The organism is Pseudenhygromyxa sp. WMMC2535, from assembly GCF_011083025.2.
In genome coordinates this window covers 2608181-2628019 of sequence record NZ_JABJWV010000001.1, presented here as the reverse complement: position 1 = coordinate 2628019, position 19839 = coordinate 2608181, and the positions used below count along the sequence as shown (strand labels likewise).

19 protein-coding genes and 1 tRNA gene are annotated in these 19839 nt (G+C 69.7%); 11 read left to right on the top strand and 9 right to left on the bottom strand.

Going from position 1 to position 19839, the window contains the following annotated elements:
• Nucleotides 1–84: 84 nt before the first annotated feature.
• The 4 genes from G6O69_RS10035 to G6O69_RS10020 all read right to left on the bottom strand — a co-directional run bounded on the left by G6O69_RS10035 (nt 85) and on the right by G6O69_RS10020 (nt 3073).
• On the bottom strand, nt 85–1077 hold the full coding sequence (locus tag G6O69_RS10035; protein ID WP_176396745.1) for a hypothetical protein: 993 nt from the start codon (nt 1075–1077) through the stop codon (nt 85–87).
• A 40-nt stretch (nt 1078–1117) separates the two neighbouring features.
• Nucleotides 1118–1672 carry a thioredoxin family protein gene (locus G6O69_RS10030; RefSeq protein ID WP_172303298.1) on the bottom strand — a complete coding sequence of 185 codons (555 nt, stop codon included), beginning with the start codon at nt 1670–1672 and terminating at the stop codon, nt 1118–1120.
• A 127-nt stretch (nt 1673–1799) separates the two neighbouring features.
• Entirely contained in the window at nt 1800–2657 is an 858-nt protein-coding gene (locus tag G6O69_RS10025; protein WP_172303297.1) for a PspA/IM30 family protein, read from the bottom strand.
• Between the two features lie 5 nt (nt 2658–2662).
• The gene (locus tag G6O69_RS10020; RefSeq protein ID WP_172303296.1) at nt 2663–3073 is read right to left on the bottom strand and encodes a CesT family type III secretion system chaperone; all 411 of its coding nucleotides are present in this window, start codon (nt 3071–3073) and stop codon (nt 2663–2665) included.
• 324 nt (nt 3074–3397) lie between these two features.
• Here G6O69_RS10020 and uppS point away from each other — a divergent pair, with 324 nt between their 5' ends.
• Entirely contained in the window at nt 3398–4210 is an 813-nt protein-coding gene (gene uppS / locus G6O69_RS10015; RefSeq protein WP_172303295.1) for a polyprenyl diphosphate synthase, read from the top strand.
• Nucleotides 4211–4230: 20 nt separating this feature from the next.
• On the top strand, nt 4231–5103 hold the full coding sequence (locus G6O69_RS10010) for a phosphatidate cytidylyltransferase (protein WP_172303294.1): 873 nt from the start codon (nt 4231–4233) through the stop codon (nt 5101–5103).
• A 211-nt stretch (nt 5104–5314) separates the two neighbouring features.
• Here G6O69_RS10010 and hisS read toward each other — a convergent pair whose 3' ends face one another.
• Nucleotides 5315–6784, bottom strand: coding sequence for a histidine--tRNA ligase (hisS, locus tag G6O69_RS10005; protein ID WP_172303293.1), 1470 nt, complete (start codon nt 6782–6784; stop codon nt 5315–5317).
• Between the two features lie 81 nt (nt 6785–6865).
• Between hisS and G6O69_RS10000 the strand changes: the two genes are divergently transcribed.
• A tRNA-Phe gene (locus tag G6O69_RS10000) sits at nt 6866–6938 on the top strand.
• A 216-nt stretch (nt 6939–7154) separates the two neighbouring features.
• On the opposite strand, the gene G6O69_RS09995 is transcribed toward G6O69_RS10000, so the two are convergent.
• Nucleotides 7155–7655 carry a transcriptional repressor gene (locus tag G6O69_RS09995; protein ID WP_172303292.1) on the bottom strand — a complete coding sequence of 167 codons (501 nt, stop codon included), beginning with the start codon at nt 7653–7655 and terminating at the stop codon, nt 7155–7157.
• Nucleotides 7656–7748: 93 nt separating this feature from the next.
• On the opposite strand from G6O69_RS09995, the gene xseB reads away from it, so the two are divergent.
• The 8 genes from xseB (at nt 7749) to G6O69_RS09955 (ending at nt 16086) form a co-directional block, all read left to right on the top strand.
• Entirely contained in the window at nt 7749–8018 is a 270-nt protein-coding gene (xseB, locus tag G6O69_RS09990) for an exodeoxyribonuclease VII small subunit (RefSeq protein ID WP_172303291.1), read from the top strand.
• Nucleotides 8011–8856 carry a polyprenyl synthetase family protein gene (locus G6O69_RS09985; RefSeq protein WP_172303290.1) on the top strand — a complete coding sequence of 282 codons (846 nt, stop codon included), beginning with the start codon at nt 8011–8013 and terminating at the stop codon, nt 8854–8856. The genes xseB and G6O69_RS09985 overlap by 8 nt, the downstream gene beginning before the upstream one ends.
• 118 nt (nt 8857–8974) lie before the next feature.
• Nucleotides 8975–9445, top strand: a complete 471-nt coding sequence (locus G6O69_RS09980) for a peroxiredoxin (protein ID WP_172303289.1) — start codon at nt 8975–8977, stop codon at nt 9443–9445.
• 228 nt (nt 9446–9673) lie between these two features.
• The gene (locus tag G6O69_RS09975; RefSeq protein WP_172303288.1) at nt 9674–10825 is read left to right on the top strand and encodes an imelysin family protein; all 1152 of its coding nucleotides are present in this window, start codon (nt 9674–9676) and stop codon (nt 10823–10825) included.
• 12 nt (nt 10826–10837) lie between these two features.
• The gene (locus tag G6O69_RS09970; protein WP_172303287.1) at nt 10838–12235 is read left to right on the top strand and encodes a di-heme oxidoredictase family protein; all 1398 of its coding nucleotides are present in this window, start codon (nt 10838–10840) and stop codon (nt 12233–12235) included.
• Nucleotides 12232–13359, top strand: a complete 1128-nt coding sequence (locus tag G6O69_RS09965) for an imelysin family protein (RefSeq protein WP_172303286.1) — start codon at nt 12232–12234, stop codon at nt 13357–13359. The genes G6O69_RS09970 and G6O69_RS09965 overlap by 4 nt, the downstream gene beginning before the upstream one ends.
• Entirely contained in the window at nt 13346–14767 is a 1422-nt protein-coding gene (locus tag G6O69_RS09960; protein WP_172303285.1) for an HTTM domain-containing protein, read from the top strand. Before G6O69_RS09965 ends, G6O69_RS09960 begins: the two co-directional genes overlap by 14 nt.
• Entirely contained in the window at nt 14764–16086 is a 1323-nt protein-coding gene (locus tag G6O69_RS09955; protein ID WP_172303284.1) for a hypothetical protein, read from the top strand. The genes G6O69_RS09960 and G6O69_RS09955 overlap by 4 nt, the downstream gene beginning before the upstream one ends.
• Before the next feature lie 7 nt (nt 16087–16093).
• Here the strand turns inward: G6O69_RS09955 and G6O69_RS40020 are convergent, their stop codons facing one another.
• From G6O69_RS40020 to G6O69_RS09945, 3 genes are all read right to left on the bottom strand, one after another.
• On the bottom strand, nt 16094–16219 hold the full coding sequence (locus G6O69_RS40020; RefSeq protein WP_255215755.1) for a hypothetical protein: 126 nt from the start codon (nt 16217–16219) through the stop codon (nt 16094–16096).
• Nucleotides 16220–16268: 49 nt separating this feature from the next.
• Nucleotides 16269–17234 (bottom strand): hypothetical protein, encoded by a 966-nt coding sequence (locus G6O69_RS09950; RefSeq protein WP_172303283.1) that lies wholly within the window; start codon nt 17232–17234, stop codon nt 16269–16271.
• 98 nt (nt 17235–17332) lie between these two features.
• Nucleotides 17333–19792, bottom strand: a complete 2460-nt coding sequence (locus tag G6O69_RS09945; protein WP_172303282.1) for an FAD-dependent oxidoreductase — start codon at nt 19790–19792, stop codon at nt 17333–17335.
• Nucleotides 19793–19839 lie beyond the last annotated feature (47 nt).

Genomic DNA, 19839 nt, shown 5'->3' with positions numbered 1-19839 from the left:
GTCGTCGAGCGCAGCCGAGACCAAGGGCAGAGCCAAGCCGCTCAGGGGCTTCGGCGAGGTTGCGCTGGGGCTCAGCGCTGGGGCTCAGCCCTCGAGCAGCTCGAGCTGGCGCAGCTCTCGGGCCGCGCGCTCGGCCTGGAGCGTGGCTTGATCCTCGCCAGCGTGGGCGCGGACCTGGGCGACGAAGGCCCTCGCCAGCGCCCCGGGGATCTCGAGTCCAGGCGCGGCGTCCTCCCGGCGGTAGTCGAAGATCTTGCGCTGGCGCCAGGGATCGAAGCCGCGATCGCCGAGGCTCGCGTCGCTCGAGAGCATGATCTGGGTGGTCGGCACGACGATCCGGGTGGCGTGCTCGGTCTTGCGGTCCAGGGTCCAGACCGCGACCACATGGTTGCCCGTGGGCCAAAACAGCCCGACCTCCGAGCGCGGGCCGAGGCCGAGGCGACGGGCAACGAAGGCGAAGAGGGCCGAGAGCTCGTCGCACTCGGCGATCGCCGTGATCGTCGGGACTGTCGGGGCTGTCGGGGCGGAGACTCCCTCGGTGAGGCTCGCCCTATCGAGGCGCTGCCACTGCGCCCAGATCTTCTCGGAGTTGGGTTGCTCGTTGGTGATCCGCCAGGCCAGGCCCCACCAGCCGCCGTCGCGGGTCGCCTCGAAGGCGACCTTGATGCGCACGTAGTCGCGGTAGAGCGCGCCCTCGTCGTCGTCTTCGAGCTCGAAGTCCTCGAGAAAAGCCTCGTAGTCGGCGCGCACGGCCGGCGAGGCGGCGACGGCATCGAGCTCGTCGCGCAGGGCCTCGAGCAGCTCGTCCACGCGGACCTGCTCGCGGTCGGCGAAGGGGAGGGGCGGCTGCTCGGCGGGAGGAGGGGTCGGCTCGACCTGCCCGTGCGCATCGTCGGCGGCAGCGAAAGGCGCCTCCACGGCTGGTGCTTCAGCGACCGGCTCGGCGATGGGGGATCGAGAAATTGGCCGAGGGATGTCGACATGCTCGGCGAGCTCTTCTCCCGCGCAGGCGGGGAGACCCGCGCAGGCGAAGAGTAGCGAGGCATTCAGCAGCGCAGGCACGAGGCGGGCACACATGGCCGCGCCAACGCGCGAACGCTGGATCCGGCTCGCCGAGTCAGCGCCACTTGATGTTGCAGCCCATGCTCGGGATCTGCTCTTCGGCCACCGGCTCCCCCGCGAGCATGGCATCGACCGCCGCGCCGAGCGAGGCGCCCGTCACCGGCAGGCCGTTGCCCGGCCGCGAGTCGTCGAGCTCGCCGCGATAGACAAGCCGCCGCCGGCCATCGAAGAGAAAAAAGTCCGGCGTACAGGCCGCCTGGTAGGCCCGGGCCACCGACTGATCTTCGTCGACGAGATAGGGGAAGGTGTAGCCGCGCGCCTCGATCTCGGCGGCCATCGCCGCCGGGTTGTCGGCGGGGTAGGTCTCGAAGTCGTTGCTGTTGATCCCGACCATGGCCACGCCCCGCACCGGAAGCTCGCGGCCGAGCTTGGCCAGGGCGTCGGCGAGGTGCTTGACGTAGGGGCAGTGGTTGCACATGAACACGACCAGCACGCCCTTGCTCGCTTCGCACAGCGCGTCCAAGGACACGCGCTGGCCGTTGGGGTCGGGCAGCTCGAAGGCGGGGGCCTCGGTGCCCAGGGGGATCATCCGGGAGGGCGTCAGTGCCATCGCGTCCAGGGTAGCCCAAGCACCAACAAAACACCGGGCGAGCCTCGCAACGGCCCGCCCGGTCGTCTCGGTCGGTCTCTCGTGTCGCTCGCGCGGCCCAGACCAGAGCAGACCTGATCAAATCAGATCAGTCGCCGCTGAGCTTGCGCTTGAGCTCTTCGAGCTGCGCGTCGACCTCGGCCGCGCGGGCCTCGGACTCGATCTCGACGTCGTCGAGGTCCATGTCGAGGTCGTCGGCCCCGCTCCCGGCGGCCGGCTCGTCGCCCACCTTCGCGTTGGAGCCGATCGCCTTTTGCGGGCCGCTGCCCGTGCCCAGGGCCATCTTCTGCTTGAGGGCCTCGAGCTCCGAGTCGACGGAGCTGCCGGCTTCGAGGGCCTTGAACTGCGACTCCAAGCTAGCCTCGGGCAGGGCGCCGCCGAGCTCCGCGGAGGCCTCGGCCTCGGCCTCGAGCTGGGTGACCCGCTCGTCCATGCGCGCGAAGGTGCTGTCGTAGGAGTCGCCCGAGTTGAGCTGCGAGAGGGTCTGGTTGATCGTGGCCTGAGCCTGAGCCCGCTTTTGCCGCGAGACCAGGATGTTGCGCTTGCGCTTGGCCTCTTCGATCTTGGCGTCGAGGTTGCGCAGGGCCTCCTTGAGCTGCTCGACGGCCTGCTTTTGCGCCTCCCACTGCTCCTTGTAGGTGGCCGCGAGCTCGTCGTGCTCGGCCTTGCGGGCCAGGGCGGCGCGGGCGAGCTCGTCGTTGCCAGCACGGACGGCGAGCATGGCCTTGCGCTCCCAGTCCTTGGCCTTGGCGAGCTCCTGCTCGTGCTGCTTTTTGATCCGCTTCTCGTCGGCGATCGCGACGGCGACCTGCTTCTTGGCCTCGACGAGCTGGCCCTTCATGTCGACGAGGACCTGGTTGAGCATCTTCTCCGGGTCCTCTGCCCGGTTGATCAGCTCATTGATATTGGAGCGGATCAGCGTCCCGAGTCGTCCAAACAATCCCATGGGTATCAAGCCTCCGCGGTCGGCAGGGTGAGCTTCCAGGCCGACAGTTTGTCGAGGTGGTTGTCGAGGGTCATGGTCAGGTCGTCGATGATCGCCTGAAATTCGTTGGCGTCGAGGTTCTCGGTCTGCAGCGCGCCCGAGAGCACCAGCTGCTCGCCCTCGATCGCATAGGCGTTGTGCATGAAGTCGGCGTTGAGCTCGAGCAAGGTCCGGTAGAGGGCCTCGCGCTCGTCGAACTCGCTGTCGAGGGCGCCGAGGGGCATCGAGAACAGCACGATCGGGTCGTCGACCTTGACGACGACTCGGCTGCGGTGCTCGTTGTCTAGCTGGAGCAGCCAGGTGGTGGGGTCGACTTGATCGAAGGCGACCCCGCTACGGAAGAGCATGGATTCGACGGTATCGGCGCTCGTGGTCATGGCCTGGCTCCCTCCCTACGGGGCCGAGTGTGCCGCGCGAACGGCCGGCTGCAAACGGCGTCGGAAGTGAATCGATTCCCGAGCCGAGCCACCGCCGACCTGGTGTTCGAGTCTATGCCCACGGGTCGGGGCCGGCAAGGTGGACCCCCGACCTGGCCTGCGCAGACGCGCACGCACCCGAGGGCATGCTCAGGGCCGCCGTCACAGCGCGCCCACGGGCGAGGCCGCGCTGCCGCGGACTCGTGGAATTTTGGTGCAGAAGGCCGCCTGAGGGCGCTGGCGCGTGGACTGAACAATGACCCCGTGGTATCTCGCTCTCCTCCCATGTCTGACTCGTCAGATCGCTTGCCCCGACACGTCGGCATCATCATGGACGGCAACGGTCGTTGGGCCATGGAGCGCGGCCTGCGGCGGGAGCACGGCCACAGCAAGGGGGCCGACGCTGTCCGCCGGGTGGTCCGCGCCAGCCGACGGATCGGCCTCGACGCGCTGACTTTGTTCGCCTTCTCCAGCCAAAACTGGGACCGGCCGCCGCGCGAAGTGTTTCATCTGATGCACCTCCTGCGCCGCTACCTCATCGAGGAGCGCGCGGAGATCCTAGACAACGGCATCCGCCTGACCACCGTGGGTGACATTCAGCGCCTCCCGAGGATGGTCCTGCGCCCGCTCACGGAGCTCATGGAGGCCTCGGCCCACAACCGGGAGATGGTCCTGTGCCTGGCGCTGAGCTACGGCGGCCGCGAGACCATCGCCTCGGCGGCCCGCGACGTCGCGCGAGCGGTCGCCCGCGGGGACATCGACCCCGAGAGCGTCGACGCCGAGCTCTTTGGCCGCTTCTTGCCGACCAGCGAGCTGCTCCCGCCCCTGGACCTGCTGATCCGGACCAGCGGCGAGCGGCGGATCTCGAACTTCTTCCTGTGGGAGGTCGCCTACGCCGAGCTGCACTTCAGCGAGGCGCTGTGGCCCGACTTTGGCGAGCCCGAGCTGTGGAACGCGCTCAACGACTACGCCAACCGCGAGCGGCGTTTTGGGCTGACCTCGGCCCAGATCAAGGCTCAGCTCGAGGAGCGTGAGCTGCCTGGGCGTCCCGCCCTGTCCGGGGTGGTTGCGGATCCCCTGGTCGAGCCTGGACACTGAGGCTCCCCGGCGGACGACGCGTGAGCGAGCAGCAGCCAACATCTCCAGCGCCCAAGAAGCAGATGGGCAACCTCGCCCAGCGGCTGCTGACCGCTGGCGTCCTGATCCCCGTGCTCGTGATCTCGATGTTCGTCGAGGCCACGCACTGGTCGATCACCGGGTTTTCGATGCTCGCGGTGTTCTTCGCCGGTGACGAGTACCTGCGCATGGCCGTGGGCGTGAGCCCCGAGGGCGGCGGCGACCGGGCCAAGGGCCTGCGCGCGACCTTTGGCCTCGCGGGCGCCGCCGTGGTCTTCGCCAACACCGAGCTGGGCACCCGCGACGCCATGGCCCCGGTGCTCTTCGTCGCCGCCATGGCGCTGGCCATGGCCATCCTCGTCCGCAAGCGCTACCTGCCCCAGGCCGGCCGGCACCTGGCCGTCGTGCTCTCGGGCCTGGTCTACGTGCCGATGCTGGCCTGCGTGTGGCCGCTGCTCAAGAAGGACTTCGGGCCCGAGTGGCTGTTCTTGGCCCTCGCCCTGGCCTTCTCCTCGGACTCCGTCGCCTACTTCGCCGGCCGGGCCTTCGGCAAGCACAAGCTCTACGAGGCCGTCAGCCCCAAGAAGACCGTCGAGGGGGCCATCGGCGGCCTGGTCGGCGGGGTCGCGGCCATGCTCGGCTTCGGCCACTTCTGGCTCGCCCCGGACCTCCCGATCCTCGACGCGGTCGTCCTCGGGGTGGTCGGCAGCATCCTCGGCCAGCTCGGCGACCTGATCGAGTCCATGGTCAAGCGGACCTTTGGGGTGAAGGACAGCGGCAACGTGCTGCCTGGCCACGGCGGGATGCTGGACCGCGTGGACGGGCTGCTCTTCGTGGCGCCGCTGGTCTACTACTACCGGATCTTGTTCTCCTGAGGGCGTCGGTCCAAAGGACCGACGAACTCGGAAAATAGTCTGCACGCCTCGCTCGCGCGGGCCGAAGACCTCTTGCAATGCTCAGTACGCTGCACGAGGGCCTCGTCTCGCTCTTTCACCAGGACCCCGCGCTGGTCGTCCGCCTGGTCCAGGGGATTCGATCGATGGCTGACGCGCTCTAGGCCCCGACCTGGGCCGAGCGCCCTGCGGCTCAGACGCTCTCGAGACGGATCGGGCTGACCTCGCCGAGCGGGAGGGTCTGCTGACGCCCCGAGGCCAGGTGCTTGAGGGTGATCGCGTTGGTGATCAGCTCGTCCTTGCCGAGGATCGCGGCGAAGCGTGCCTGGACACCCTCGGCGTCGGCATACTGAAGCTGCTTGCCCAGCTTCTTGCTCGCCTCCGGGTAGACCTCGACCTTGAGCCCCGTCGCGCGCAAGGTCGTGGCCACGCGCATGACCTCGGCCTGGTCGACGTCCATCCAGCACAACATCAGGTCCGGGCCGGTGCTCAGCGAGGGGAACATCCCGCGCTCCTCCATGACCACCAAGATCCGCTCGAGGCCGAGGGAGAAGCCCACCGCGGGGACCTGGCGCTTGCCGAACATGCCCACGAGGTCGTCGTAGCGCCCGCCGCCGCCGAGCGAGCCGGCGAGGTCGGCCACGGCGATCTCGAAGATCGGGCCGGTGTAGTAGCCGAGGCCGCGGGCGAGGGCCGGGTCGACCTCGAGGTGCGAGCCCGCGGGGGTCGCCGCGCTCAACCGCAGGAGCTCGCGCAGGCCGTCGATGGCCGCCTGGCCGCGGGCGTCGACCCGGGCGGCGAGGCCCTCGAGGGTCGCCTCGTTGAGGTCGGCCCGCGTGGACTCGGTGGACTCGGCCGAGTCGGCCGACTCGGCATCGAGCTCGGGGCGACGCACCAGCTCGAGCAAGCTCCGCCCAGCTTCGGCCGCGATCCCCCGCTCCCCGAGCTCCTCGAGCACGCCCTGCTCACCGATCTTGTCGAGCTTGTCGACGGCCACCAGCGCCGTGCCCTCGTCGGCCTCGTCCACCCCGGCGGCGCGGATCATCGCGCGCAGCAGCTCGCGGTGGTTGAGCTTGATCGCAAAGTCCTCGAAGCCGAGCTCGACGAGGACCTTGGACACGGCCGCGCAGACCTCGGCCTCGGCGACCAGCGAGGTCGTGCCGGTGATGTCGACGTCGCACTGATAAAACTCGCGGAAGCGCCCGCGGCCTGGGCGATCTGCGCGCCAGACCGGCTGGATCTGGTAGCGCTTGAAAAAGCGCGGCAGCTGGCCGTACTGCGCCACGACCCGGGCCAGGGGAACCGTCAGGTCATAGCGCAGGCCCTGATCCGCGAGCTCGGACTCCTCGGCCACCCGGCCCTCGGCCTGGGCCTGCTCGAGCGGGCGGCGCAGGGCGTCACGGCGGTGGAGCAGGCGGTAGAGCAGTTGGTCGCCCTCTTCGCCGTACTTGCCCAGCAAGGTCGAGAGGTTCTCGATCGCCGGGGTCTCGACGGGGACGAAGCCGTGGGACTCGTAGATCCGCTGGATGACGCCGATCACGGTGCGGCGACGGAGCAGGTCGTCGGGGAGAAAATCCCGCGTCCCGCTGGGGGGCTTGGTGCTCGTCTTGCTCTTGCCCATGGCCTGGGCCGCGACGGTATCCCCGCTGTAGATGTGAGGCAACCCGCGTTTACTCCCCTGGGAGCTCCTGGGCGAGAGGTGTTGACGGGCCCAGGGGAAGCGAGTACCAATACGCCCCCGAGCGCCCAGATAGCTCAGTCGGTAGAGCAGGGGACTGAAAATCCCCGTGTCGGCGGTTCGATTCCGTCTCTGGGCACCCCACGAAGCCCCGCAGGTTCCACCCGCGGGGCTTTGTCTTTTGGTTCGCGTCGGCAACTGGGCAGCATCGAATTGCCTCAATTGCTCGAGGCGAATCGACCGTCATCAATGTCGAGGGCCGGCTCGACTCACCACAATGCTTCGAGCCGCCAATGCCCCGAGGACATCCGCGCGACTGGTCTTCGGCTACTGGTCTTCGGCGACTCGTCTTCCGCTACTCGTCTTCCGCTTCTTCGCGCGGACAGGATCCACCCTTGATCCCCCGCGCCTTCGGGCACATCCCGTAGAGCTCGAGCTTGTGCCGGACCAGGTTGAAGCCAAAGCTCCGCGCGACCTGCTCTTGCAGCTTCTCGATGTCTTCATTGGTGAACTCGAGCACGTGATCACACTCGATGCAGATCAGGTGATCGTGGTGCTCGGTGTCCCCAGCGGTTTCGTAGATGGCCTGGCCCTCGCCAAAGCGGCGCTGGGCGGCGAGGCCACACTCGGTCAGCAGCTTGAGCGTGCGGTAGACCGTGGCGTAGCCGATCCGCGGGTTCTCTTCGCGCGCGAGCGAGAGGAGCTCTTCGATCGAGAGGTGGCCCTCCGATGAGAAGAACTGGCGCGCGATCACGTCGCGCTGCCGCGTGGACTTGAGCTGCTTTTTGCTCAGGTACTCGTGGAACTGGCCCATGAGGCTGTCCACGTCGCGCTCGTCATCGGAGCCCGGCTCCATCGCGGCGCAGGCTATCCCGAGGCAGGGCCTGCGTCCAGCCATGTGATCCACCCCCTTTGACTCGTGGTGGCGAGCCCCGGTACACCGGCAGCGATGGCGGCCAAAACCAGGGCCAAGGGCCGCAAGGGCAAAGACGCGCCTGCGAGCGCGGAGGCCCTGCTCGCGCGCCTCGACGAGGTCGTCCGCGAGCTCGAAGCTGGCGAGCTGCCCCTCGAGCAAGCCCTCTCGCATTTCGAGGAGGGCGTGAGGCTCGTCCGCGAGGGAGAGCAGCTGCTCGGCGCCGTCGAACAACGCATCGAGGTGCTGCTCGCCGAAGGTGGCGTGGCGCCTTTTTCGGACGATCAGGACGCTCCCGATGAGTAATTTCGATCTCAAGACCTACCTCGAGCAGCGCCGCGTGGCCGTGGACACCGCCCTCGACGCCGCTCTCGCCATGCCCCCCGGGGACGACCCCGGCCGCTTGCGCGAGGCCATGCGCTACGCGGTCCTCCAGGGCGGCAAGCGCATGCGCCCGGTGCTGACCATCGCCGCCTGCGAGGCGGCTGGTGGTACCGAGCACCAGGCCATGCCCGCCGCCTGCGCGCTCGAGATGATCCACGCCTACTCGCTGGTCCACGACGACCTGCCGGCGATGGACAACGACCTCGAGCGCCGCGGCAAGCCCACGGTCCACGTCGCCTTTGGCCACGCCAACGCGATCTTGATCGGCGACGCGCTGCTCACCCGAGCCTTCCGCGTGCTCGCCCAGGGCACCCACGCGAGCATGGCCGAGGCGGTGACCAAGCTCGCCGAGCACGCCGGCATCGACGGCATGGTCGGCGGTCAGGCTCTCGACCTCGAGGCCGGCCAGGACATCGGCGACCTCGCCGTCCTCGAGCGCGTTCACGCCCTCAAGACCGGTGGGCTCTACGCCGCCGCCGGTGCCCTCGGCGGACTCTCGGCCGGCATCGACGCCGACCAGGTCGCCGCCCTCGAGCGCTACGGCCTGGCCTTCGGCATCGCCTTCCAGCACGCCGACGACGTCCTCGACGACGACCAGCCCTCGCTGCGCGAGCAGGCCATGGCCCGCGTCGACGAGCTCACCGACGAGTGCCGGACCATCGCCGGACGCTTTGGCGACAACGGGCAGGCGCTCGTGGCGATCGCCGACTGGGTCCAGGCCCGGGCCAAGCGAGCCGCCTCCGGCGACCTCAGCGACTGAGCCGTCCAACTAGCCAGACGAGAGCTCACCAGACAAAAGCTCACCTACGGACCTTCCGTAGGTGAGCTTTTCTCGTGGGGTGGCGAAGGGCGGCGCGTGCGGATAGACCGATGGCGACATGCCCAGCATCGGATCCGACGCCCCCGACTTCACCCTCCCCGACCACAAGCGCGAGGCCGTCACGCTCTCGAGCCTGCGCGGCAAGAACGTGGTGCTCGCCTTCTTCCCGGCCGCCTTCACCGGCGTCTGCGAGAAGGAGATGTGCACCTTTCGCGACTCCCTCGCCGCCTTCAACGATCTCGACGCCGCGGTCTACGGCGTGAGCGTCGACGCGCCCTTCTCCAACGCGGCCTTCGCCGAGCGCAACAAGCTCAACTTCCCGATCCTCTCGGACTACGCCCGCGCGGCCGTGAAGGCCTACGGCGTCGCCCATGACGACTTCGCCGGCATGAGCGGCTACACCGCGGCCAAGCGCTCGGTCTTCGTCGTCGACAAGCAGGGCAAGCTCCAGTACGCGTGGGTCGCCGACAACCCCGGGCAGGAGCCCAACTACGACGAGGTCGAGGCCGCCGTCAAAAAGCTCGGCTGAGCCGCGGCTCGCCGCCGTCGCGCACAGCGACTCGTGCCAGAGGGCGCCGCCGCGAGGCCGCGCCCTCTCGTCGTTTCGAATCACCACCGTTCTGCTCACACTCGGTGCCCCTGGAGAAAACAATTTTCAAAGTTGATGTGCCTTTAAGCACTATCGCCCAATTCAGCTAGAATTCGCGGAGTAGACGCTAGTTTGACATTGAAATCCGCTTTCAATAACGTCCAAACAATGAACGCAACGCGCCGTGCCTCCCTTGCCTTGACCGCCCTGCTGCTCGCGGCCTGCTCCACCAGCTCCGACGACGGCCAGCCGCTGACCGCCGAGGAAGTCGACCCCGTCGCCAGCACCTACGCCGACATCGTCCTCACCTCCTACACCGACGCGCGCGTCCTCGCCGAGGACCTCCGCATCGCCGTCGATGCCTTCGTCGGCTCGCCCAGCGAGGCCAGCCTCGAAGACGCCCGCGCGGCCTGGCTCGCGGCCCGCGAGGTCTACGGACAGACCGAGGCCTACCGCTTCTACGACGGCCCGATCGACGACCCCACCGACGGCCCCGAGGGCCAGCTCAACGCCTGGCCGATGGACGAGGCCTACGTCGACTACGTCGAGGGCATGCCCGAGGTCGGGATCATCAACGACCCCACGACCTACCCCGACATCACCATCGAGCTGCTCAGCGAGCTCAACGAGCTCAACGGCGAGACCAACATCTCGACGGGCTACCACGCCATCGAGTTCTTGCTCTGGGGCCAGGACCTCAGCGAGGACGGGCCCGGCGCGCGGCCCTACACCGACTACGTCCTCGACGAGGAAGAGGCCACGGCGCTCAACCCGGAGCGTCGCGGCGAGTACCTGCTCGCGGCGGTCGACCTGCTGGTCGAGGACCTCGCGGGTCTCGAGGCCGAGTGGGAGGGCAGCTACGGCGAAGAATTTGCCGCGGCCGAGCCCCGGGAGATCGTCCGCCGCATCCTCCTGGGGCTGGGCAGCCTCAGCGGTGCGGAGCTCGCGGGTGAGCGCATGGAAGTCGCCCTCGAGACCCGGGATCAGGAGGACGAGCACTCCTGCTTCAGCGACAACACCCACCGCGACATCATCACGGACATCATGGGCATGCAAAACGTCTACCTGGGCAGCTACGGCGACGTGAGCGGGGATTCCGTCTACGACCTCGTCGCCGCCCGCGACCAGGAGCTGGCCGACCGCCTGCGCGACGAGATGGCCGCGAGCCTCAGCGCCGCCGAGGCGATCCCCGCGCCCTTCGACCAGGCGATCATCGACGATCGTGAGTCCGTCCAGGCGACCATCGACGCCCTGCGCGCACAGACCGACACGATCGTCGAGATCGCCACGCTGTTCGACATCAACCTCGCCCTCGAATAGAAAGCGAAAGTCATGGTCAGGACCCTCCGTCTCGCCACGGCCATCGCGCCCGGACTCCTGCTCCCGGCGCTCTTTGCCTGCACCGAGCCCGAGCTCGCGCCCGAACCCGGCGAAGAGCTGGCGGGCGGAGGGACCACGGTCTTCGAGACCGGGCGTCGGGCCTTCATGCTGATCGCCCGCAACGTCGACGACGCCCACGAGACCGACTTCTACGTGGGCAATTCGTTCTTCAACAAGAACTGGGTCATCGCGCCCTCGTCGACCACGGCGCGCGACGGCCTGGGTCCGACCTACAACGCGACATCGTGCTCGGCCTGTCACCTCCACGACGGCCGCGGGCACCCGCCCCTCGAGGACGACGAGGCGATGCTCTCGATGCTCGTGCGCCTGTCGATCCCCGGCGCCGACGAGCACGGCGGGCCGCTGCCCGACCCCATCTACGGCGACCAGCTCCAGCCCGTGGCGGTCCCCGGCGTGACGGCCGAGGGCCGCGGGCAGGTGACCTGGACCGAGCTGCCCGGACACTACGCCGACGGCGAGGCCTACTCGCTGCGCGAGCCCAGCTACGCCCTCACCGAGCTCGCCTTTGGTGAGCCCGACGAGACCCTGATGCTCTCGCCTCGGGTCGCGCCGCAGATGATCGGCCTGGGCCTGCTCGAGGCCATCGAAGAGGACGATCTGCTCGCCCGCGCCGACCCCGACGACGCCGACGGCGACGGGATCTCCGGTCGACCCAACTATCCTTGGGATCCGGTCACCGGCGTGAACGCCCTGGGCCGCTTCGGCTGGAAGGCCAACCAAGTCGGGCTCAACCAGCAAAACTCGGCGGCCTTCGCCGGCGACATCGGGATCACCTCGAGCATCCACGGCGTCGAGAACTGCCCGGCGCCCCAGGCCGAGTGCGCGGCCGCCAGCAACGGCGGCAGCCCGGAGATCAGCGACGACCTGCTCGAGTCGGTGCTCGTCTACTCCCGCCTGCTCGCCGTGCCCGCCCGCCGCGACGTCGACGATCCCCAGGTGCTCGACGGCCGCGAGCGCTTCTACGACTTTGGCTGCGCCGACTGCCACGTGCCCCGCTACGTGACCGGCGACTCCGACTACCCCGAGCTCGCCAACCAGCAGATCTGGCCGTACACGGACCTGCTGCTCCACGACATGGGCCCGGAGCTCGCCGATGGTCGCCCCGACTACGACGCCGACGGCCAGGAGTGGCGCACGCCGCCGCTGTGGGGCGTGGGCCTGTTCGAGGTCGTCAACGGCCACTCGCTCTACCTGCACGACGGCCGCGCCCGCGGCCTGGCCGAGGCGATCTTGTGGCACGGCGGCGAGGGCGAGGCCGCCCGCGAGGCCTTCGTCGCGGCCTCGGCAGACGATCGCGCGGCGCTGCTGCGCTTTGTGGAGACGCTTTGAACCGCCCTGGCTCCCTCTTTTTGTTCTCGGCCACATCGGCCTGCGTCGCGGCCACCTTGCTCTCGGCCTGCCCCCAGCAGGTCGACGACCACCGCCAGGCGGTGATCGCCGAGAGCATCGAGGGCCTGATGCGCCCCGAGACCGCCGCCGCCATCGAGGACGCCGCGGCCTTGCGCGAGGCCAGCGCGAGCTTCTGCGCCGCGCCCTCGAGCGCCGGCCTCGACGCCGTCCAGGACGCCTGGTGGACGCTGCGCGGGCCCTGGGATCGGCTCATGGTCCTGCGCCTCGGGCCGATCGTCGACTCGGGCTACGACAGCCTCGTCGACTTCTGGCCGGCGCGCCCCAACAGCGTCGAAGGTGGCGTGGAGTCCGGGGTCTCGACCCTCGACGAGCTCGAGGTCCTGGGCGTGGCCAGCAAGGGCCTGCCCGGCTTCGAGTACATGGTCTGGGATCCCGAGGCCGGCGACGAGGCCGTGCTCGCGGCCTACACCGACGCCGACACCGGCGCCCAACGCTGCGCCTACCTCGAGCTCCTCGCCGCGGACCTCGAACATCAGCTCGAGAGCCTCCAGGGCGAGCTCGACCCCTACTTCGACGAGCTCTACGCCGCCGGGAGCAGCGAGCGCTATCCAACGGTCGCGCTGGCCATCGACGAGCTCCTCAACGGGGCGATCGCCGGGCTCCACGACATCCGCGAGCGCTCCTTGAGCAAGCCCGCGGGCTTCGCCACCGGCGACGCGCCCCAGTACGACCTGGTCCAGTCGCGCTTCTCGGATCGCTCGCGCGAGGACCTGCTCGACACCCTCGAGGGCTTCCGCCGCTTCTACCTGGGCGCCGAGGCCGAAGGCGACGACGCCCAGGCCGCGGCCGAGGGCGGCCTGGGCTTTTCGGTCCTCGTCTCGCAAAAGAGCGAGGACATCGACGCCGAGGTCCGCGCGCAGATCGACCGGGCGATCGCCGCCTGCGAGGCGATCCCCGAGCCGCTGCGCGAGAGCCTGGATACGGACCTCGAGCTGATCGAGACCGCGTGGACCGAGGTCCGCGCCCTGGTCGAACTCCTGACCGCCGACGTCGCGGGGCTGCTCGGTGTGACCGTCGCGCTGACCGACAATGACGGGGACTGAGCACCAGCGCGAGACCGCCAAAGGCTCACCCGAGACCCACGGGGCGCCTCCCGAAGGAGCGCCCGAAAACGACCTCCACGATGGAGCCAAGCCGAGCCCCAGGCTCGGCGAGCGCCTGCGCGAGCGCGCCACCGCCCGCGTCGACCCTGGCTCCGTCGTAGTCCTGCGCCTGCTCGTCGGCCTGCTGCTCTTCGTGTCCATCGCGCGCTTCGTCGCCCGCGGCTGGGTCGAGACGCTGCTGCTGGCCCCGGACTTTCACTTTCGCTACTGGGGCTTCGAGTGGGTCCCGGTGCCCGGGGCCACCCTCGCCTACGGGCTCTTCGCCCTGACCGGCGCGGCCGCCCTCGGCCTGGCGATGGGCGTGCGCGTGCGGCTGTGCGCCGCGCTGGCGTTCTCGAGCTTCACCTGGCTCGAGCTCATCGACCTGACCTACTACCTCAACCACTACGTGTTCCTCAGCGCGCTGCTGCTGACCTTCGCCCTGGTCCCGCCGCGGCCCGGGCCCGACGGCAAGCTGCCCGCCTGGGCGCTGTGGCTGATCCGCACCCAGGTCGGCCTGGTCTACGTCTACGCGGGCATCGCCAAGCTCGGCGCCGACTGGCTGCTGGGCGCCCAGCCGCTGACGATCTGGCTGGCGCGGCACAGCGACATGGCGATCGTCGGGCCGTGGCTGGACGAGCCCTTCACCGCCTACGCGGCCTCGTGGGCCGGGGCGATCTTCGACCTCCTGGTCGTCCCCGCCTTGCTGTGGCGGCCGACCCGGGCGTGGGCCTACCTCGGGGTCGTCGGCTTTCACCTGGTCACGGGGTTTTTGTTCCCGATCGGCATGTTCCCGTGGTTCATGATCGGCTGCGCGACGATCTTCTTCGCGCCCGCGTGGCCGCGGCGCTGGCTCGCGCCCGGGACCTTGCTCGAGCGTCCTGCGCCTACAGCCCGCCCCCGCCTCGACCGCGCCCTGGGCGTGGTCGCGGCGCTGAGCCTGGGCGCGCAGCTGCTCATGCCCTGGCGCTACCTGCTCTACCCGGGCTCGGTGCTCTGGCACGAGCAGGGCATGCGCTACAGCTACCGCGTGATGCTGGTCGAGAAGGGCGGCGCGATCGAGTTTCGCGTCCACGACCGCAGCGCTGAGCGCAGCTGGTATGTCGACCCGCGGACCGAGCTCACGCCCCTTCAGGTCAAGTCGATGAGCACCCAGCCCGACCTGATCGCGGCCTACGCCAGGGCGCTCGCCGCCCGCCTCGAGCACCAGCGCCCCGGCGCGCGCATCGAGGTCTACGCCGACGCCTTCGTGGCCGTGAACGGCCGGCCGAGCGCGCGCCTGATCGATCCCACCGTCGACCTCGCCTCCGTCGAGGACGGCCTTTGGCCCAAGCCCTGGATCCTCCCGGGCCCCGAGGACCTGCGATGAAGCACCCCACCTCCCCCCGCACTCCCTCGCCCAGCTCGGCTCGGCGCGCTCCTCTCCCCTCGCTCGCGCTGCTGCTCGGCGCCGCCCTCTTCGCCTGCACCGGCGAGACCGAGGACGAGGGCGGCGACGACGTCGGCGACGACGAGGTCAGCCTCGGCTCGACCCCGCTGGCCAACTGCGAGGCGGCGATGTTCACCTACGAGCAGATCGTCGCCGAGCTCGCCCTGCCCAACCCCGACCCCGAGTACATCATCGACCTCTACCGCGGCGACGCCCCGGACTTCAGCGACGAGTCCCCGGTGCTCGGCGGCACGGCCCTGCAGCGCTGGGTCCGGGAGGTCGACGCCCGCCTCGGCCGCGTCGAGACCGGGCTGCTCGTCGACGACGCCGCCATCGAGGCCGCCTTGGATCTCGCCGTCGCGAGCGAGGACAGCCTCGAGCGGCGCATGGCCCTGCTCGAGATCATCGGGACCATGCGCCTGGTCGCCAGCCTCGACACCCGCGAGCGCCTCGCCTCGCTCTCGGAGGTCCTGCCCGACCCCGACCGCGACCCGGCGGTGCTCCGCGCCGACTGGGACCAGGCCTACTGCGTGTGGACGGGCGTGCTCGGGCCGCTGTCGACCCAGGCGACCGCCGACGAGGGCGCGGTCGAGCCGACCGGCGTCGACTGGGACGCGCAGATCCTCGAGGCCTTCGAAGACGGCTACGCCGGCCTCGAGGGCCCCGAAGAAGCCTGGGCTCCCGACGACTGGGTCACCAAGGCCGCCAAGCAAAAGGTCGAGAAGAGCACCTTCGCGGTCATCGATCGCCGGATCGTCGCCCTCGCTCAGGACGCCCTCGACGGGGGCGACGAGGCCGCGGCCCACGAGGCCCTGGGGCTCTTCGACATCCTCGAGGACCGCATCAACGAGCGCAACACCCCGGCGGTCGAGGGCATCCGCGAGATGCTCGCTGGCGACACCGCGGCCATCGACCCCGCGTGGATCGAGGAGCAGATGGCCATCGCCTTCGTCAAGCGCGCCCGCAAGTACTGCGACGAGGCCCTCGACGAGGGCTCGATCGGCACCCCCGACGGCTACAAGGGCGCGTGGGAGGGCACCATCTACTCCCAGGTCGTGCTCCCGCTGATGATCGAGTACGTCGACGGCTTCGACGCCGAGACCTACCTGCAAGCCTGGGCCGACTACCGCGCGGCGATGATCGCCGACGACAGCGAGGCCGCGCTCGAGATCTCGCCCCAGCTGATCGAAGCCAACTGCGCGCTCCAGGACGCCCTCGGCATCGCCGAGTGCACGGCGGACCAGGACGAGTCGGCCTGAGCGGCTGTCAGTAGCTGCTAGAGCGGCGACCGGTTTGAAGGCGCGCCGTCAGGCACATCTTGGCGGTTCCGTGGCGAGGAGCGAGGCCGAAGCCGTGGTGGACCCACTGCGAGCGCCGAGCGACAACGACCACGGGGCCGCCAAGATGTGCCTGGCGGTGCGAATTCAAACCGGTCGCCGCTCTAGAGCGGCAAGTCATCGAGCGCGTCACACAGGCAGTCCGGGGCGTCGACGAGGGTCCGCGAGACCTCCGCGCCCTGGTACTCCCAGGTGGTCACCATCTCGCCGTTCGTGACCTGCGTGGTCGGCATCTCGAAGCTGCTGCTGCCCCAGGCGAAGGCGAAGCTGAACGCGCTCAGCGGCAGCTCGCCGAGCTCGTCGATGGGCGTGGCCACCTGCTGCTCGAGGCCGATCAGCTCACAGATGAAGAGCGAGCCGATGCAGAACATCTCGCCGACGCTGTGGTGGTCCGGGAGCGTCGGCGGCTCCCAGCTGACGACCCCCGCCTCGCGCTGGCCAAAGGTCAGCCCGCACGCGTCCGGCCCCGCGCTGTTCTCGAGGTCGACGGTCAGCTCGGCCAGCTGCGCGAGCTCGTAGTGCACGGACATGGTGTAGGCGGTGATCGCCCCCCGCGGCCCCGGCTCCCCCTCGAGGTCCTCGAATACGATCGTCATGCTCCCGGGGCCGACCGTGTCGGGGTCGTCGTAAGGCGCCTCGACCGGGTAGTCCCCCTGGCCAAAGAGCCCCGCCTCGACCCCATGGACGCTGCCTTCGAGGTCGTACACCAGCTCCCAGACCTGGCAGGCGGCCGCGCTGGTCTCGCTGCTGTCCGTGTCCCCGCTGCCCGTGTCCCCGCTGTCCGTGTCCCCGCTGTCCTCGGCCGAGTCCGTGGTCTCGCCCTCCGTGCCCTCGCTCGCCTCCGACTCCTCGCTCTCGCTCTCGCTCTCGCCTGGCTCGCAGACCCCGGCCACGCAGCTCAGACCCATGTCGCAGGCGCCACCGCCCGTGCAGACGCAGCCCTGAGCGCCGATCGGGCAGTCCGCGGTCTCGCCCTCGGCGACGAGCTCCTCGTTCGCGTCCGGGTCGAAGCAGCCGAACGCGATCGCGGTCACGAGGGCCGAGAGCAGAGCTGGGCACGCGGCACGCATGCGCGGCAGGATAGCCCAAGGCGCTCGCGCACGAGACGCCTCAGAGCACGGAGTAGAGCGCGTCGCACAGGCAGTCCTCTGCCTCGACGAGCTCGACCTCAACCCTTGATACGCAGCATTTTTGGGTCGTAGAGCGGCGCGAGCGAGGCCTTGGCCGGGTAGCGACGCCCCGCGACCTCCACCGTCCACGTGCCCGCGGCCAGGAAGTCTTCGTCGATGGCCTGCTCGGCCACGATCATCGCCAGACCCACGGCCCCGCCCAGCGTGTGCCCATAGCTCGCCGCACGGATGTAGCCCAGGCAGGCGTCACCGCGGTAGACGAGCTCGGCGTGATAGAGCAGCGCCTCGGGGTCGGTGACGAGGATCTGGACCAGGCGCTTGCGCAACGGCCCGGCCTGCTTTTGCGCGAGCACGGCCTCGCGCCCGATGAACCCGCCGGGCTTGTCGAGCCGCGCGGTGAAGCCCAGCCCGGCCTCGAGCAGGGTGTCGGTGTTGTCGATGTCGTGGCCATAGTCGCGGTAGGCCTTCTCCATGCGCAAGCTGGCCAGGGCCTCGAGCCCCGCGTGGCGCAGGCCAAAGCCCTCGCCAGCGGCGACGATGCGATCGTAGGCGTGCACGGCCTGCTCCGTGGGGATGTAGAGCTCATAGCCGAGCTCCCCGAGGTAGGTGATGCGCACGCACAGCGCCCGCGCGAAGCCGAGGTCGATCTCGGCGGCGTGGCGGAAGGGGAAGGCCGCGTCGCTCATGTCGGTGGCCGTCAGCGCCTGCATCAGCGCGCGCGAGCGCGGGCCCTGGATGTTGAGCTGAGCGTAGGCCGAGCTCTGATCCGTGACGAAGGCGTGGGCGTCGGCCGGGAACTGGCGGCGCATCCAGGTCTCGACGTGGCGGTGGGCGGTGTCCGAGGCCACGACCCAAAAGCGCTCGTCGTCGAGCTTGGTCACGGTCAGGTCGGCCTCGAGGGTGCCGCCCGCGTTGAGCCACTGGGTGTAGGTGATCCGCCCGGCGCGGCCGTCGACGCGGTTGGTCGACAGCCAGTCCAGCGCCCGGCCGGCGTCGCGGCCCTGGACCAGGAATTTGCTCATGAAGGACATGTCCATGACGATCACGTCCTCGCGCGCGGCCCGGTGCTCGGCGGCCCACCAGTCGAACCACCGCGGGCGCTCCCAGCCGAGCGGCCCCGGATCCGGGGTCTCGCCGGCGGGCGCGTACCAGTCGGCGCCCTCCCAGCCCGAGACGTCGCGGAAGTAGGCCCCGCGCGCGGCGAGGCGATCGTGCACGGCCGAGCGCTTGGCCCCGCGGGCGGTCTGCATCGAGCGCGTGGGGTAGTGGCACTGATAGACCATGCCCAGGGACTCCACGGTCCGCGTGGCCCGGTACTCGGGGTTGGACTGGTAGCGGTGCAGGCGGTCGATGTTCATGTAGCCCACGTCCACGTCCGGACGCCCGCTCAAGATCCAGTGGGCCAGGGCCTGGCCGAGGCCGCCGCCGGTCAGGATGCCGATCGAGTTGAGGCCCGCGGCGACGAAGTAATTTTTGAGCTCCGGGGCCTCGCCGACGATCGGCGCGAGGTCGGGGGTGAAGCTCTCGGGCCCGCAAAAGAACAGCTTGATGCCGGCGTCCACGGACACGGGCACGCGGCTCATGGCTTTTTCGAGGTAGGGGCCCATGCGCTCCCAGTCCGGGGGCAGCGTCCCAAAGGAGAAGTCCTCGGGCACGCCCTCGACCTTCCAGGGCGCGCAGACCGGCTCGAACAGGCCGATCATCAAGCCGCCGCCCTCGTCGCGGTAGTAGCCGTAGGAGCCCGGATCCTCGAGCACCGGCCAGTCGGGGCGGACGCCGGGGATCGGCTCGGTGATCAGGTAGTAGTGCTCGGCCGACTGCAGGGGCACGTTGACCCCGCTGCGCGCCGCGAGCTGCCGCGCCCACATCCCGGCGCAGTTGACCACGACCTCGGCCTCGATGTGGCCGTGCTCGGTGTCGACGCCGGTGACCACCCCGCGCTTTTGGGTCACGCCGGTCACGGCCACGCCCTCGAACACCTGGGCGCCCTTGAGCTTGGCGCCCTTGGCCAGGGCCATGGTCGCGTCGACGGGGTTCACCCGGCCGTCTTGGGGCACGTAGAAGCCGGCGAGGATGTCCTCGGTGCGCGCCAGCGGGAAGAGCTCGCCCACCTGCTTGGCCGAGATCTCGTGCACGTCCACGCCGCAGTGGCGGTTGAAGGCGGCCACGCGGCGATACTCCTCGAGGCGATCGCGGTCGGCCGCGACCTCGATGAAGCCGTTTTGGAGCAGGCCGGTGCTCTGCCCGGTCTCGGCCTCGAGGCGCGCGTAGAGGTCCCGGGTGTACAGGCGCATGCGCGTCGAGGTCTCGGAGCTCGATCCGAAGCAGACCATCAGCCCGGCGGCGTGCCAGGTCGTGCCCGAGGTCAGGCGATCGCGCTCGAGCAGGACCACATCGGTCTCGCCCATCTCGGCCAGGTGATAGGCGACGGAGCTACCGATCACCCCGCCGCCGATGACGACGACGCGGGCGCGCGTGGGCAATTGCGGGGCCGACATGCATCGCATGTAACACGGCGCCCGGCGCTTCCGCGAGGGCGGACAAA